This window comes from Amycolatopsis echigonensis, assembly GCF_014174495.1.
Lineage (GTDB): Bacteria > Actinomycetota > Actinomycetes > Mycobacteriales > Pseudonocardiaceae > Amycolatopsis > Amycolatopsis echigonensis.
The window spans coordinates 71,245-85,902 of record NZ_JACJHR010000031.1 but is presented as its reverse complement, the minus strand read 5'-3'; the positions used below and the strand labels follow the sequence as shown (position 1 = coordinate 85,902).

Here is a 14,658-nt window from a genome sequence, read left to right as displayed (position 1 = left end):
CGGAAAATCTCATGCGCGGAGTCATATTCAAGGGCGACCGGGTGCTCGAAATCCAGGAGTTCGCCGACCCGGAACCGGGGCCGGACGAGGTGGTGCTGGCGATGAAGGCGTCCGGCATGTGCGGCAGCGACCTGCACTTCTACCGGGCGCCCGCCGGGCAGGCGCTGGCCGCGTTCGGGATGACCGGCGACGACGCCGGGTTCATCGGCGGGCACGAGCCCTGCGGCGTGGTGGCCGCGATCGGCACGGCCGTCGACCCGCGCGCGGTGCGGGTGGGGGACCGGATGATGGTCCACCACTACGACGGCTGCGGGTTCTGCGACCTGTGCCGCACCGGCTGGCCGCAGATGTGCGAGCGGGGCAACGTCATCTACGGCGCGACCGCGCACGGCGGCCACGCGGACTACCTCAAGGTGCCCGCGCGGACCCTTGTGCCGTTGCCGGACGAGCTGAGTTTCGCCGCGGGAGCCGCGATCTCGTGCGGCACCGGCACCGCGTACGGCGCGCTGACCCGGCTCCAGGTCAACGCGCGCGACACTCTGGCGGTGTTCGGCCAAGGCCCGGTCGGCCAGGCAGCGGTGCAGCTCGCCGCGGCGATGGGCGCCGAGGTCATCGCGGTGGACATCGCCGCGGAGCGCGTGGCTCGGGCGAAGGAATTCGGTGCGGCGCACGCGCTCGATTCGACCTCGGTCGATCCGGTCGAGGCCATCCGGGAGCTGACCGGCGGCAAGGGCGTGACCAAGGCGCTCGACTGCTCGGGCGCTCCGCCCGCCCGGGCCGCAGCCGTGAAGTCCGCCGCGAAGTGGGGCTCGGTCGCATTCGTCGGCGAGGGTTCGACGGTGACGCTGGACGTCAGCCCGGACCTGATCCGCAAGCAGTTGACGGTGGTGGGTTCGTACACGTTCTCGCCGGTCGGCCAGGCGGACTGCGCCCGGTTCATCGCCCGGCACGGCGTCGAGGCGGACCGGGTCTTCACCGACCGCTGGCGGCTGGACGACGCGGTCGAGGCCTACACCGCGTTCGACAAGCAGACCGGCGGCAAAGCGGTCATCGAGTTCTGAGCCCTGGCGACGAAAAGCGCAGCCGCCTGCGCTTTTCGTCGCTTCAGCGCGGGTCAGGCCTGACTGTCTCCACCTCGGCCGGGCCGACGGCCGCCAGAATTGGCTGCGCGTCCTTGGCCAACGAGACCACCCCGTCGATGGCACCGGACAGCGTCCGGTAGCCCTCGCTTGCGTACAGCGCGAGATTCCCGCTGCTGGCGGCTCCGGTGGAGAGCGCGAAGCGGCGGACCTCCGGCCCCGCCGCGGCCTCCGCGAGCTGCAGCAGCCGTCGGCCGAGGCCCTGTCCGCGGAGGTCGGGAGCGACGGCGAGCCGCCCGATGTGCCAGTCGGCACCGGTCTGCCGCGCCCGGACCATGCCCAGCAGACGGCCGTCCCGCCACAGGCCCCAGGCCCGCCAGGCGGCGAGCCACTCCCGCACCTCAGCCACCGACTCGCGCAGAGTCGGCAAGTCCAAGGTGTCGTTGGCCAGCGCCTCGTCGACCCAACAGCAGCGCTGCAGAACGGCCACCTCAGGCGCGTCGTCGGCGGTCAACTGCCGCACGTACGCTCCGGGCAGCGAGATCAGCGGTGTGCTGTCCGCGCGTGCGCGTTCGCGCATCGGCCGCAGAGCGTGCGCGACCCGGACCAGTTCCTCCAGCATGCCGGTGGCCGCACTGGCGCGCGCGGCATCAGGCAGGACGCGCCCCTGTTCCGTCGCGTCCGCGATCCGGATCGCGACCGTGGCGCCCAACGGCACCAGGCGCAGCGTGGTCACCACTTGCTTGGCGTGCTGGACCGCTCGGGTGCCCGCCGAGGTGTTGCCGTAGCTGACGAAGCCCATCGGCTTCCACGCCCACTCGCGGCCCAGGTAGTCGAGGGCGTTCTTGAGGGTCGCGGGCATGCCGTAGTTGTATTCCGGCGTCACCACGATGAAGCCGTCCGCCGCGTCCGCGAGTTCGCTCCACCGCCGGGTGTGCTCCTGGCGGTAGACGCCCGAGGACGGGTGTTCTTCCTCGTCGAGGAACGGCAGTTCGAGGTCGGCGAGAGACACCGGCACGAGTTCGGCCCCGAGTTCCCGGGCACGCGGGCCGATCGCCTCGGCCACCCACGCTCCGACGGCCGGGCCGAGGGCTCCGGGACGGGTGCTGCACACCAGGACCAGGACGCGCACCGATTTCGTTGACATGGAAACGAACGGTAGCGACTAGACTGTTTCCATGTCAACGAAAGCGCCGGACGACGCGGTCCGCTGGCTGAACCCGGACGAGGAGCGCGCCTGGCGGGCGTTCCGCCGCCTGACGACCGCGGTCCAGGCCGGGACGGCGCGCGACCTGGCCGAGCTCGGGCTGTCCGAACCCGACTACGAGGTGCTGAGCACGCTGTCGGAGCGGCCCGGCCGGACCAGCACCCTGCGCGACCAGGCCGCCAAGATGGCCTGGTCGCGCAGCCGGCTGTCCCGGCACGCCACCCGCATGGAAACACGCGGCCTCGTCCGGCGGGCGCCCGATCCGAGCGACGGCAGGGGCTGCCTGCTGATCCTGACCGACCTCGGCTTGGACACTCTGCGACAAGCCGCCCCTGCCCATCTCGAGTCGGTGCGACGGCACTTCCTCGACCGGCTCGCGGCCGAGGATCTCGCCGCGCTCGTGCGGATCGCCGCGAAGGTGGAGCACCTTCCGGTGTCAGAAGACCTGGCTGAATCCTGAGCCCGGCCAGCTTCTCCGCCGCTTCAGACCAGCAGGAGCTTCGCGAATTCGGCGACCGGCTGGTCGAGGTCGCCGTCCTTGATCGCGCGCAGCAGTTCGGTCCGCCTCTCCTCGGGCAGCGCCGAGGAAAGCACGTCGTGGAACTTCGCGTCCAGATCCGCCTGCGACATCGGGTTTTCCGCGGTGCCGATCGGATTGTCCACGAACACGTGCTCGGCAGTTCCGTCCTGATAGGACACGGTCAGGTCCGCGACCCAGCGTCCGGGGTACTGCTCGTCCAGCTCCGGCCGGACCTCGATCTTCACCTTCCGGGCCAGCGCGGCGACGTCGCTGTCCTCGCCGAGGTCCAGCTGCCCGGCCAGGTACGCCTGGTGCGTCGAGAATCCGTTGCCGCGGCCCAGCATCGACAGCGCGAACTGGAACGGCAGGCTGTACTGCAGGTGCTCGATGATCTTCGGCGCGTAGGCGTTGCGGTTCTGGTTGCCGATCACGACGTCTCCGCCGGTCTGGATGCCCAGCAGCACCGATTCGACCTGGTCCGGCTTCCCGGTCAGCTGCCGCGCGCCGTCGACGTAGGCGTGGTTGATGCCGCAGCAGCAGTAGGGCTTGAGCCAGATCCGGGAGATCTCGAACGTCCGGTCCAGTCCGAAGCGGACTGCGGCGTCCTCGCCGACGTCGAGCCCGGCGAAGGCGCGGAAGAAGCCTTTCCCGCCGGTGAGGAAGGTGGTCGGGCCGGTGATCCCGGCGGCCGCCAGTTCCGCCGCGCGGATGCCGTTCCGGGTGCCGATGCCGGAGTGCACGCGCTTGATGGAACCGCCGCCGGAGGAGTACTCGGTCGTGCCCGAGGCGTGGCTGAGCGCGATCGAGAGCGCGTGTCCGGTGGTGTCCAGGTCGAATCCGCGCAGTTTGGCGACCACCGCGGCGGCGCCGAAGGTCGACAGCAGGCCGTGCGGGTGGAACCCGCGCACGAGGAGGTCGGGGTTCGCGAGAGTGCCGATCCGGGTGTAGACCTCGTAACCCGCGACGATGGAGGTCAGCACGTCGCGCATGTCCGCGCCGAGTTCTTCGCCGACGGCCAGCGCCGCGGAAACCACACAGCTGCCCGGGTGCGCGGAGCTGGCGCGGTGCGCGTCGTCGTACTCGAAGCCGTGGCCGAAGGTGGCGTTGACGAATGCCGCGTCGGCCGCGCTCATCGCGTCGCCGCTCGCGACGACGTGCGCGGTGCCCGGGGCGTGGGCCGCGCGGGTCACGTCGAGCACGGCTTGGCTCCACGGCAGAGCCGCGCTGCCCACCTGCAGGGCGAGCTGGTCCTGCAGCAGCCGGCGGGCCCCGGCGAGGGCCTCGGCCGGGATCGCGTCGAAGGTCAGGTCGGTCACGAGCCGGGCGGCGGCTTCCTCGACCGGGGAGAAGGTGCGCACAGAGATTGCCTTTCAGGAGAGGGGCAGGCCGTAGGACTTGAGTTCGACGTAGGCGTCGAAGCCCTCGGGGCCCGCTTCGCGGCCGATGCCGCTGTTCTTGAAGCCGCCGATCGGCGCGGTGAAGCCGACCGGGTTGCCGTTGACCTCGACCGTGCCGGTGCGGATCTGCCGGGCGACGGCCAGCGCGTGCTCGGGGTCGGCGGAGAACACCGACCCGTTCAGCCCGTAGTCGGAGTTGTTGGCGATGGCGATCGCCTCGTCCTCGGTGTCGAAAGTGTGCACGGTCAGGACCGGGCCGAAGATCTCCTCCTGGGCGATCTTCGCGTCGGGGTCGACGTCGCCGAAGACGGTGGGGGAGACGTACCAGCCGCGGTCCAGCCCGTCCGGCCGTCCGCCGCCGACGAGCAGCGACGCGCCGGACGCCTTGCCGTCGGCCAGATAGCCCTCGACGCGGGTGCGCTGGGCCGCGCTGGCGAGCGGGCCGATCTCGGTCGCCGGGTCGAACGGGTCGCCGACCGGCATCGACCGGACCAGGTCCACTAGCCGGTCGTGGAACTCGTCCCGGCGCGAGCGGGCGACGACGATCCGGGTCTTGTTGCTGCACACCTGGCCGGTGTTGCGCAGCGAGACGGCGCGGACGGCGGCGATCGCGGCGTCCAGATCGGCGTCGTCGAGCAGGACCGCCGCGGACTTGCCGCCGAGTTCGAGCGTGCAGCGGCGCAGGTCCTGTCCGCAGAGCGCGCCGATCCGCCGTCCGGCGGCGGTGGACCCGGTGAACGAAACCTTGTCGACGCCGCGATGCCGGACCAGGTATTCGCTGACTTCCCGCCCCGCCGGGACGATGTTGACGACCCCGTCCGGCAGCCCGGCCTGCTCCAGCAGGTGGCCGAGCAGGTACGCGTCGAGCGGGGTTTCCGGCGACGGTTTGAGCACCACCGTGCAGCCGGCCAGCAGAGCGGGGGCCAGCTTGATCATGGTGATCAGCAGCGGCGCGTTCCACGGCACGATCGCGGCGACCACGCCGACCGGCTCGCGCGTGACGAGGGCGTGCCCGGTCGCGGACCGGCGGGTGTCCTGCCACGGGTAGTCCGGCGCGAGGTCGAGAAACGCGTCGAGCAGCAGCCGGGGACCGATCGCCTGCATCTTGCCAGAGAGCGTGATCGGGCAGCCCATTTCGGCGCTGACCAGGTGCGCGATCTCGGTTTCGTGCTCGGCGAGCGCGCTGCTGAGCTTGCGCAGCACCGCCGCGCGGTCTTCGAGCGGCATCCGAGGCCATGGGCCTCGGTCGAACGCGTCCCGCGCGGCGGCGACGGCGGTGTCGATGTCCGCCTCGGTGCCTTCGGGCACGCGGGCCACGACCTCTTCGGTCGCGGGGGAGACCACCTCCAGGACCCGGCCGGACGCGGGCGCCGCCCACCTGCCGCCGAGGAAAAGCTTGTCGTAGTGGCCTTGCCACACCGGGGGTTGCGCGGGCATCAGGGCACGCTCCTTGGTCGTCCGGGGAAACCTCAGGCAAGCATACGTAATATAAAATATCTAGAACAGACCTCGGCTGGCTCCGCTCGCCGGGTTGACGGGTGGTCGGCCAGATAATATAAAATATTATCTCAGCCACCCCCTGGAGCGAAGGCGGGCGACATGCAGCACAAGCCACTCGACGGCATCCGGATCCTGGAGATCGGGGGCTACATCTCGCTCCCGTTCGGGACCTCGATGCTGTGCGGCCTCGGCGCGGAGGTCGTGAAGGTGGAGAAGCCGGTCTTCGGTGAGGACTTCCGGCGGCGGATGAACGAGGAAAGCCCGTACTTCCGCCAGTACAACGCGGGCAAGCGCAGCCTGTCGGTCGACCTCAAGACGGCCGAGGGGATCGAGCTGGTCAAGGCGCTGGTGCCGCGGTTCGACGTGGTGCTGGAGAACCTTCGGCCCGGCAAACTGGCCGCGATGGGCCTCGGCCCCGAAGACTGCCGGGCACTGCGGCCGGATGTCGTCTACGGCTCGGTCACCGGGTTCGGCTCGACCGGACCGCTGGCGGACCGGCCCGCCTACGACACGATCGGGCACGCGTTCGGCGGGCTGTACTCGCTGTTCAGCGACGAAGGCCGGCCGCAGCTGGCGGGCGGGCTGAGCGCGGACCTCGTCACCGGGCTGACGACGGCCGCGGGCGTGCTGGCCGCGCTCGTAGGAAGGCTGAAGACCGGGCAGCCGCAGCGGATGGAGACCTCGATCATGGAGGCGGTCAGCACGTTGACCGCCGACGGCATCACCCAGGCCTTCGAACTCGGCCACGACCCGAGCCGCACCAGCAGGCATCCGCAGGCGCAGAACTTCTGCGTGCCGACCTCGTCCGGGGAGTACCTGGCGGTGCACCTGTCGTCGTCGCAGAAGTTCTGGCAATCGCTGTGCCGCGCGCTGGAGCGCACCGATCTGCTGGAGGACCCGCGCTTCGCCGAGTACCGGCCGCGCGAGGCGAACTACTTCGAGCTCGTGCCGATCGTCGAGGCGGAGTTCGCGCGCAAGCCCAAGGAGCATTGGGAACGCGTGCTGACCGAGCACGACGTGCCCTTCGCGCCGGTGCTGTCCATGACCGGGTACCTCGACCACCCGCAGATGCGGCATCTGGGCATCGCCGACCACCAGCCGGACGGCCTCGCGCTGCTCCGTCCGCCGTGGACGTTCGACGGCGCGCGCCCGGACCGCTCTCCCGTCGCGCCGAAGGTGGGCGCCGACTCCCGTGCGGTGGCCAGCGAGGTGCTGGCGGCCGACGACGTCGAAAAGCTGTTCGCGACCGGCGTCCTGTACGAATCCTGACCGATCACTGGAGAACTTCGATGAAGCCGTACCGTTCCATGCTCTTCGTGCCCGGCCACAAGGCCTCGTGGGCCGACAAGGGTCTCGCGTCCGGCGCCGACGCGCTGATCCTCGACCTCGAGGACTCCGTGCCGGCCGCGAACAAGGACGAGGCGCGCCCGGTGGTCGCGGAGACGATCGACCGGCTGCACGCCCAAGGCGTGCGCCCCGACCTCTGGGTGCGCCCGAACGCGTCGGTCAGCGGCCTGCAGGGCGCGGACCTGGAGGCGGTCATCCGGCCCGGGCTGGCCGGGCTGTTCCTGCCGAAGGTGTTCGACGCCGAGGAACTGGTGCGCATCGACGCGGTCGTCTCGCACCTCGAAGCGCGCGAGGGGCTGCCCGCCGGGAGCATCGGGCTGATCGTGAGCTACGAGACCGCTGCGTCGATGGCGCACTGCGAGGAGATCGCGGCCGCGACGCCCCGGGTGTCGAGCCTGCTCGGCGCGACCGGGCCGAGCGCGGACGTCGGCCGCGAGCTGGGCTTCGAGTTCACTCCCGCCGGGCTGGAGACGCTGTACCTGCGCAGCCGGATCGTGCTCGCCGCCCGCGCGGCCGGTCTGCACCATCCGGTGGCCGGGGTGTGGCAGGACATCCGAGATCTGGACGGCGCGCGCCAGTTCTGCCTGGACAACAAGCAGCTCGGCTACCGCGGGATGGTGTGCATCCACCCGTCGCACGTGGCGATCGCCAACGAGGTCTTCACGCCGACGCCCGAGGCGGTCGACCACTCGCGCCGGCTGATCGACGCGTTCCGCGAGGCGGAGGCGGCGGGCAGCGCGGCGGTGGACTTCGAGGGCCAGCACATCGACATCGCGCACGTGAAGACCGCGGAAGGGATCGTCGCGCAGGCGGAGGCGATCGCGGCCAACGCCTGACCGGTTCTCCGCGGACGAAAAAGTGCCCGGGCTCCCTTCGGGGACCCGGGCACCGTCCTATTCGGACCTATGCGGACTCTTCGGCGTCCGCCCAGAGACCGCGTTCCTCGAGGATCCGCACGACGTTGTCGGCGCCGTCGAGGATGTGCCGTTCGGCGATCGTGCGCGCCTTGCGGACGTGCCTGCCGCGCAACGCCTGCACCAGCTCGGCGTGATCGGCCAGCGTGTGCTCGACGTGGCCTTCGATCGAGGCGTAGAAGCGGTTCGGCAGGTGCTTGACCACCGAACTGAGCAGCAGCGTCAGCCGGTGGGAGTCCGCGGCCAGGTTGAGCTGGCGGTGGAACTCGTGGCCGAGCCGGGTGATGGCCTCCTGGTCGCCGGCGTCGGCGGCCTTCTCGAAGTCCTCGTTGACCGCTTCGAGGCGGGCGAGCTGGTCCGGCGTGATCTTCTTCGCCGCCCGCGCCGCCAGTTCGGCGGAGAACTGGGCCTGCGCCCAGAACAGGTCGCGCACGTCCTGGCGCGACACAGGCGCCACGACGAACCCGCGCCGCGGCACGAGTTCCACGAAGCCTTCGCTGCGCAACGAGAGCAGGCCTTCGCGCACCGGCGTGTTGCTCACCCCGACCGCCTCGGCGATCGGCTCGGTGCGGAGGAATTCGCCCGGCTTGACGTCCCCGGACATGATCAGTTCCCGGACGTAGGTCGCCACTTCCTCGGGCAGCTGCTGGCGGCGGTCGCCGCCGCGCAGCCGGGTCAGTTCGTCGGCCACCGGCCACCTCCCCAATGCCTGGAAGCAGCTTCCAGGATCTGTTGTCCAACCGGAAACATGATATATGAACGGCAGGCGATTATGGCACGACCGGCAGGCTCGCGGGCGCGCCGACCTGCCGGGGATCGACCGGCGCGGGCGCGAGCAGCGCGGTGCCGCTGACCGTGCCGAGCGGTCCTTGCCGGTCGAACACTGTCGCGGTCGTCACCGCCACGCCGTCGTGCTCGACCCGGTGGTCCGCGGTGAGGCCCAGTTCCAGGTCGTCTGCGGGGACTCGGCCGAGGGTGAGCGTCAGGTCGGCGTTGATGAATTCCAGGCCGGCCTCGCCCCAGTTGGTCACGAGGTTCACCAGGTCCGCGGCGGTGGCCGCGTGCTGGAACGGCGTCGGCCGCTCGCCGCGCACGATCTCCTGCGGGAACACCCACAGCGTCTTGCGCGAGGAGTTCTGGTGCGGTTCGGGCGATCCGGTCCAGCCGACGCCGTCGCTGTGGAACACCCGAGGCTCGTCCGTCGCGGGGCGCAGACCCGGCGGCGGCGCCATCAGCCCGCCGGCCGGGGCCCAGACCGTGCCGGTCGCGGGGGAGCCGGCGGCGAGGAACAGCCCGGACGCCTTGCCGACGAGGGTTTCTCGCTGCCACAGCGTCGCTTCGACGAGGCAGAGCCGACGTCCGCGCCGCACCACTTCCGCCCGCGCGACCGACGGCACGAAACCGGCCGGGCGCAGCAGGTCGACGGTCCAGCGGGCCGGGCGGAGCAATCCCGTCCCGGCGGCCTGTTCCGCGGCGCGGGCGAGCGCTCCGCTGGTGGCCATCCCGCGAAGCTGGGCGCCGTCGCCCCAGCTGGCGCGCGCTTCGGGAAGGGGGAGCAGGAGCTCGCCGTCCGGGCCGGGTTCCGCGGTGAAAAACGCCATCATCACCCCGCGAAGATAACATTTTATATCGGACAAGCGCGGGCTGGCCGGTGCCGCGCCGTCCCTTGCCGCGATCGGCAGACAATACATAATATGAAATCAAGCTTGTTCTGACCGCCGAGGAGTGCCGATGACGACCGAGACGACCCGCTCCGGACCGCTGACCGGAGTGCGGGTCCTGGCACTCGCCGGGATGGGGCCGACGCCGTTCGCGAGCATGCTGCTGGCCGACCTGGGCGCCGAGGTGGCGCGGGTGGCGCGCCCGGCGAACCGCTCCGGCCGCGCGCTCGGCCAGACCGAGGGCATGGCCGCCGAACACGACCTCGCCAACCGCGGCGTCGCGACCGTGCAGGCCGATCTCAAGTCCCCGGAGGGGGTCCGAGCGGTGCGGCAGCTGGCCGAAGCGGCGGACGTCTTCATCGAGGGTTACCGGCCGGGCGTCGCGGAGCGGCTGGGCCTCGGCCCGGAGGTTCTGCTGGCCGCGAACCCCGCCCTGGTCTACGCGCGGCTGACCGGATACGGCCAGTCCGGTCCGCTGGCGCAGCAGGCGGGACACGACATCAACTACGTCGCCCAGACCGGTGCGCTCCACGCGATGGCGCGGGCGGGGGAGGCGCCCCGGCCGCCGATCAACCTGCTCGGCGACTACGCCGGCGGGGCGCTGGTCGCGGCGTACGGGATCGTGAGCGCGCTGCTCGAAGCTCGCGCGTCGGGCCGGGGACAGGTGCTGGACGCGGCGATGATCGACGGCGTCGCCCTGCTGACCGCCAAGCTGCAGGGACTGCGCGCGGCCGGCCGCTACTCCGACGAGCCGGGCACGAACTACCTTGATTCGGGCGCGCCGTTCTACGACACCTATCGCTGCGCCGACGGCCGGTATGTCGCGGTCGGCGCGCTGGAACCGGACTTCTATCGCGAGTTCGTGTCCCGTCTCGAGGTGGACCTGACCGGCTGGCCGGAGCAGGACGACCGGGAGAACTGGCCTCGCCTGCGCTCGCTGATCGCGGCCGCGTTCGCGGCGAAGGACCGCGACGAGTGGGCCCGGATCTATGCGGGCACCGACGCCTGTGTCACGCCGGTGCTCACGTTCGACGAGGCGGCCGAGCATCCGCACAACGCCGAACGCGGGGTGTTCGACCGGGTCGGCGATGTGCTGCACCCGCAGCCCGCACCGCGGTTCAGTCGGACCCCCGCTCGCGAACCGTCCGCGCCTGAAGCCGGGGCGCGGGACCTGAACCGGCTGCTGGCCGCCTGGGCGCCGCGGCACGCGCAGTCGGCCTGAGGCGGGACCCGCCGGCCGGGCGTTCTCTGGACGCAGCTGCGCAGATAGTATATTTTATATTTAATGACGGCGGGCGATCGCACCGCTGCCCGGGACGCTTCGACCGGGGACGACCGACCAGACGCCGGGCGCGCGGCGGGGAGAGGACTACCGATGGCAGGCTTGTATTTCGAGGAGTTCGAGCCGGGGATGGTGATCGACCACCCGACGCGGCGCACGGTCACCGAGGCGGACAACACGCTGTTCAGCGTGATGACGCTCAACCTGGCCCCGCTGCACCTGGACGCGGAGTACAGCAAGGACACCATCTACGGCCAGCGGCTGGTGAACAGCCTGTTCATCCTCGGGCTGGTGTCCGGGGTGACCGTGCCGGAGACGACGCAGGGCACCACGCTCGGCAACCTGGGCTTCGAGAAGATCACCTTCCCCAAGCCGGTGTTCCACGGCGACACCATCCACGTGCGGACCGAGATCGTCAGCAAGCGCGAGTCCAAGAGCCGAAACGACTCGGGCATCGTCATGTTCCGGCACCTCGGGATCAACCAGCGCGACGAGATCGTGTGCGACGCGCTGCGCGCGGGCCTGATGCTGAAGCGGTCCGCCGCCGAGGCGCCCGCCGCGCAGAGCTGAGCGGGAAGGGAGCGGACATGGCCGAGGACGAGACGGGTTTCGCCTGGGTGCCGCCGCGAGAGGTGCTGGACCGCAGCCGGTACCTCGCCGCGCTGCGGAAGTGGGGCTTGCCCGGCGACGCGGACGGCGTGGCCGAGGCGAACCGCCGGGCGATCGCCGATCCGGAGTGGTTCTGGCGCGCGGTGGTCGAGGACCTGGACGTCGCCTTCGCGGAGCCGTTCACGCGGGTGCTCGACGAGTCCGAGGGCAAGCCGTTCCCGCGCTGGTTCGCCGACGGGCGGATCAACGTCGCCGAACTGTGCGCGCACCGGCACGCCCGCGGCGCACTCGCGGGCAAGACCGCGGTCGTCTACGAGGGCGATTCCGGACAGCGGCGCACGCTGACGTTCGGCGAGCTGGACGACCAGGTGCGCCGGTTCGCCGCGAACCTGGCCGCGCTCGGCGTCTCGCGAGGCGACCGGGTGGTGCTGTTCATGCCGGTGGTCCCGGAAGCGGTGGTGGCGTTCCTGGCGATCGCCATGCTCGGCGCGGTCGCGGTGCCGACGTTCAGCGGCTACGCGGCGGACGCGCTCGCCACCCGGCTGCAGGATTCGGAAGCGGTCGTGCTGATCACCGCGGACGGGACGACCCGCCGGGGCAAGCAAGTCCCGCTGAAGGAGACCGCCGACGCGGCTCTGCGGGAAGCGCCTTCCGTAAAGCGTGTCGTCGTGGTCCGCCACCTCGGCATCGACGTGCCGATGACGGACGGCCGGGACGTTTACTACGACGAGCTGGACCCGTCGCCCGCGCCGGTGGAAACCGCGGCGACCGAGGCCAACGACCCGCTCACCGTCGTCTACACCTCGGGCACGACCGGACGGCCGAAGGGGATCGTGCATTCCCACGGCGGGTTCGCGGTGAAGACCGCCGTCGATTTCGCCTACGGCTTCGACGTGCACGCCGACGACGTCGTCTGCTGGATCACCGACCTCGGCTGGCTCGTCGGGCCGATGCTGATGACCGGGCCGCTGCAGCTCGGCGCGACGATCGTGATGATCGAGGGCCTGCCGACGCATCCCACGCCGGACCGGATGTGGGAGATCGTCGAGCGCAACGGAGTGACTGTGCAAGGCATCGCTCCGACCGCGGCCCGTGCGTTGCGTGCGGCGCAGGAGAAGCCGGAGCACGCGCTGGCGACGCTGCGGGCGTTCGTCTCCACTGGCGAAGCATGGGACGAGCCGACCTGGTGGTGGCTGTTCGAGCAGGTCGGGAAGCGCCGGGTGCCGATCGTCAACTACAGCGGCGGCACCGAGGTGGGCGGCGGGCTGATCGTCGGCTACCCGTTCCTGCCGGGCGAGGCGGCCGCGTTCACCGGGCCGTTGCCCGGCGTGGACGCGGCGGTGCTCGACGACACGGGGCAGCCGGTCGTCGGCGCGATCGGGGAATTGGCCGTGCGCAACACTTTCCCGGGCATGACGCACGCGTTCTGGCACGACCGCGAGCGCTACCTCGAGACCTACTGGTCGCGGTTCGACGGGATCTGGGTGCACGGCGATCTGTCCAGTGTGGACGAACACGGGCAATGGCGGATCCACGGCCGTTCCGACGACACGCTCAAGCTGGCCGGCCGCCGCGTCGGCCCGGCCGAGATCGAGGCGGCGCTGCTGCGCGACGAGCGGATCGCCGAGGTGGCCGTGATCGGCGCCCCGGACGAACTGCGGGGCCAGCGCGCGGTGGCGTTCGCGGTGCTGCGCGCACCGGGGGCCGACCGCGCGGACTTGGCGGCGACCGCGCTGGAGAACGCCGGGAAGTCGTTCGCCCCCGAGGTGTACGTCGTGCCGACGCTGCCCAAGACCAAGAACGGCAAGATCATGCGGCGCGCGATCCGGGCCCGGTTCGTCGGCGCCCCGGTCGGCGACCTGTCGTCGCTCGATCCGGCCACGCCGCTGGAAGACATCCCTGTACTCGCTGAGGAGAACGCGAAATGACCGACCCGGAAAGCAATGTCGAGATCGTCCGGAAGGCGACCCGGGAGCTGGCCCGCAAGTTCGACCACGAGTACTGGCTCGACAAGGACCGCAACCACGAGTACCCGTGGGAGTTCGTGAGGGCGTTCGGGGCGGGCGGCTGGCTCGGCGCGATGATCCCGGAGGAGTACGGCGGCATCGGCCTCGGCCTGGAAGAGGCCGCGGTGATGATGGGGGAGATCTCCGCCTCGGGCGCGGGGATGGCCGGCGGTTCGGCGATCCACTTCTACGTGTTCCCGCCCGCCCCGCTGGTCAAGTACGCCTCGGAGGAACTCAAGCGGGAATTCCTGCCGAAGCTGGCCACGGGCGAGCTGCTGATGGCGTTCGGCGTCACCGAGCCGGACGCCGGGGTCGACACGTCGCGGATCAAGACCAAGGCGACCAAAGTGGACGGCGGCTGGAAGATCACCGGCAAGAAGGTCTTCATCACCAACGCCCAGAACGCGCAGAAGATCCTGCTGCTGGCCCGGACGTCGCCGCGGCGGGACGACAAGCCGCTGTACGGGATGTCGCTGTTCTTCGCCGACATGGACCGCGAGCGCATCACGGTCCGGGAGATCGAGAAGCTCGGCCGGGCCGCGATCGACACGAACGAGCTGTTCATCGACGACCTGTTCGTGCCGGACGACCGGTTGGTGGGCGAGGTCGACAAGGGCTTCTACTACCTGCTGGACGGGCTGAACCCGGAACGCATCGTGGTCGGCATGGAGGGCGTCGGCCTGGGCCGGGCGGCGCTGGACATCGCGTCGGAGTACGCGAAGAACCGGGTGGTGTTCGACCGTCCGATCGGGCAGAACCAGGCAGTGGCGCACCCGCTGGCGGATTCGTGGATCCGCCTGGAAGCCGCCGAAGGCATGGTGATGCGGGCGGCCCGGCTGTTCGACGAAGGCCAACCGTGCGGTCCGGAAGCGGCGGCCGCGAAGTACCTGGGCGCCGAGAGCGGTTTCGAGGCGTGCGACCGGGCGTTCTCGACTCTCGGCGGCTACGCGTACGCGAAGGAGTACCACGTCGAGCGGCTGTGGCGAGAGGTTCGGTTGCTGCGCAACGCGCCGTTCTCGCAGGAGATGGTGCGGAACTACATCTCGCAGCAGGTCCTCGGGCTGCCCCGCTCGTACTGAGGCAGCTCGCGACGGGGCAGAGGGCGAGACCTCTGCCCCGTTGTGCGAATTGACATT

The 14,658-nt window shown here is 70.8% G+C and carries 13 protein-coding genes; 8 read left to right on the top strand and 5 right to left on the bottom strand.

The features are described 5' to 3' along the window. The first annotated feature begins 11 nt into the window (after positions 1 to 11). Positions 12 to 1,061 (top strand): zinc-dependent alcohol dehydrogenase family protein, encoded by a 1,050-nt coding sequence (locus tag H5411_RS22265; protein WP_183124914.1) that lies wholly within the window; start codon positions 12 to 14, stop codon positions 1,059 to 1,061. A 43-nt stretch (positions 1,062 to 1,104) separates the two neighbouring features. Here the strand turns inward: H5411_RS22265 and H5411_RS22260 are convergent, their stop codons facing one another. Next, positions 1,105 to 2,226 carry a GNAT family N-acetyltransferase gene (locus tag H5411_RS22260; protein WP_220817294.1) on the bottom strand — a complete coding sequence of 374 codons (1,122 nt, stop codon included), beginning with the start codon at positions 2,224 to 2,226 and terminating at the stop codon, positions 1,105 to 1,107. A gap of 31 nt (positions 2,227 to 2,257) precedes the next feature. Here H5411_RS22260 and H5411_RS22255 point away from each other — a divergent pair, with 31 nt between their 5' ends. After that, entirely contained in the window at positions 2,258 to 2,746 is a 489-nt protein-coding gene (locus tag H5411_RS22255) for a MarR family winged helix-turn-helix transcriptional regulator (protein ID WP_183124913.1), read from the top strand. A gap of 23 nt (positions 2,747 to 2,769) precedes the next feature. Here H5411_RS22255 and H5411_RS48990 read toward each other — a convergent pair whose 3' ends face one another. Together H5411_RS48990 and H5411_RS22245 are read right to left on the bottom strand one after the other, a co-directional pair. Beyond that, positions 2,770 to 4,164, bottom strand: a complete 1,395-nt coding sequence (locus H5411_RS48990; RefSeq protein ID WP_183124912.1) for an MmgE/PrpD family protein — start codon at positions 4,162 to 4,164, stop codon at positions 2,770 to 2,772. A 12-nt stretch (positions 4,165 to 4,176) separates the two neighbouring features. Then, on the bottom strand, positions 4,177 to 5,640 hold the full coding sequence (locus H5411_RS22245; RefSeq protein WP_101440024.1) for an aldehyde dehydrogenase: 1,464 nt from the start codon (positions 5,638 to 5,640) through the stop codon (positions 4,177 to 4,179). Positions 5,641 to 5,802: 162 nt separating this feature from the next. Here H5411_RS22245 and H5411_RS22240 point away from each other — a divergent pair, with 162 nt between their 5' ends. Next, positions 5,803 to 6,972, top strand: coding sequence for a CaiB/BaiF CoA transferase family protein (locus H5411_RS22240; protein WP_101440025.1), 1,170 nt, complete (start codon positions 5,803 to 5,805; stop codon positions 6,970 to 6,972). A gap of 20 nt (positions 6,973 to 6,992) precedes the next feature. Continuing rightward, the gene (locus H5411_RS22235; protein WP_101440026.1) at positions 6,993 to 7,886 is read left to right on the top strand and encodes an HpcH/HpaI aldolase/citrate lyase family protein; all 894 of its coding nucleotides are present in this window, start codon (positions 6,993 to 6,995) and stop codon (positions 7,884 to 7,886) included. Positions 7,887 to 7,953: 67 nt separating this feature from the next. Here H5411_RS22235 and H5411_RS22230 read toward each other — a convergent pair whose 3' ends face one another. Together H5411_RS22230 and H5411_RS22225 are read right to left on the bottom strand one after the other, a co-directional pair. Next, positions 7,954 to 8,655 carry a GntR family transcriptional regulator gene (locus tag H5411_RS22230; RefSeq protein WP_220817293.1) on the bottom strand — a complete coding sequence of 234 codons (702 nt, stop codon included), beginning with the start codon at positions 8,653 to 8,655 and terminating at the stop codon, positions 7,954 to 7,956. A gap of 79 nt (positions 8,656 to 8,734) precedes the next feature. Beyond that, positions 8,735 to 9,568 (bottom strand): acyl-CoA thioesterase domain-containing protein, encoded by an 834-nt coding sequence (locus H5411_RS22225; protein ID WP_246369129.1) that lies wholly within the window; start codon positions 9,566 to 9,568, stop codon positions 8,735 to 8,737. A gap of 127 nt (positions 9,569 to 9,695) precedes the next feature. Between H5411_RS22225 and H5411_RS22220 the strand changes: the two genes are divergently transcribed. From H5411_RS22220 to H5411_RS22205, 4 genes are all read left to right on the top strand, one after another. Beyond that, the gene (locus H5411_RS22220) at positions 9,696 to 10,847 is read left to right on the top strand and encodes a CaiB/BaiF CoA transferase family protein (RefSeq protein ID WP_183124910.1); all 1,152 of its coding nucleotides are present in this window, start codon (positions 9,696 to 9,698) and stop codon (positions 10,845 to 10,847) included. A gap of 153 nt (positions 10,848 to 11,000) precedes the next feature. Next, entirely contained in the window at positions 11,001 to 11,477 is a 477-nt protein-coding gene (locus H5411_RS22215; RefSeq protein WP_101440029.1) for a MaoC family dehydratase, read from the top strand. A 17-nt stretch (positions 11,478 to 11,494) separates the two neighbouring features. After that, positions 11,495 to 13,444 (top strand): AMP-binding protein, encoded by a 1,950-nt coding sequence (locus H5411_RS22210; RefSeq protein ID WP_183124909.1) that lies wholly within the window; start codon positions 11,495 to 11,497, stop codon positions 13,442 to 13,444. After that, positions 13,441 to 14,601, top strand: a complete 1,161-nt coding sequence (locus tag H5411_RS22205) for an acyl-CoA dehydrogenase family protein (protein ID WP_183124908.1) — start codon at positions 13,441 to 13,443, stop codon at positions 14,599 to 14,601. Before H5411_RS22210 ends, H5411_RS22205 begins: the two co-directional genes overlap by 4 nt. The last annotated feature ends 57 nt before the right edge of the window (positions 14,602 to 14,658 follow it).

What these genes read in the sequence shown, in the direction of transcription:
- H5411_RS22265 (WP_183124914.1), top strand. Translation starts at nt 12, where the DNA reads ATGCGCGGAGTCATATTCAAGGGCGACCGGGTGCTCGAAATCCAGGAG.
- H5411_RS22260 (WP_220817294.1), bottom strand. Translation starts at nt 2,226, where the DNA reads ATGTCAACGAAATCGGTGCGCGTCCTGGTCCTGGTGTGCAGCACCCGT.
- H5411_RS22255 (WP_183124913.1), top strand. Translation starts at nt 2,258, where the DNA reads ATGTCAACGAAAGCGCCGGACGACGCGGTCCGCTGGCTGAACCCGGAC.
- H5411_RS22245 (WP_101440024.1), bottom strand. Translation starts at nt 5,640, where the DNA reads ATGCCCGCGCAACCCCCGGTGTGGCAAGGCCACTACGACAAGCTTTTC.
- H5411_RS22240 (WP_101440025.1), top strand. Translation starts at nt 5,803, where the DNA reads ATGCAGCACAAGCCACTCGACGGCATCCGGATCCTGGAGATCGGGGGC.
- H5411_RS22235 (WP_101440026.1), top strand. Translation starts at nt 6,993, where the DNA reads ATGAAGCCGTACCGTTCCATGCTCTTCGTGCCCGGCCACAAGGCCTCG.
- H5411_RS22225 (WP_246369129.1), bottom strand. Translation starts at nt 9,568, where the DNA reads ATGATGGCGTTTTTCACCGCGGAACCCGGCCCGGACGGCGAGCTCCTG.
- H5411_RS22220 (WP_183124910.1), top strand. Translation starts at nt 9,696, where the DNA reads ATGACGACCGAGACGACCCGCTCCGGACCGCTGACCGGAGTGCGGGTC.
- H5411_RS22215 (WP_101440029.1), top strand. Translation starts at nt 11,001, where the DNA reads ATGGCAGGCTTGTATTTCGAGGAGTTCGAGCCGGGGATGGTGATCGAC.
- H5411_RS22210 (WP_183124909.1), top strand. Translation starts at nt 11,495, where the DNA reads ATGGCCGAGGACGAGACGGGTTTCGCCTGGGTGCCGCCGCGAGAGGTG.
- H5411_RS22205 (WP_183124908.1), top strand. Translation starts at nt 13,441, where the DNA reads ATGACCGACCCGGAAAGCAATGTCGAGATCGTCCGGAAGGCGACCCGG.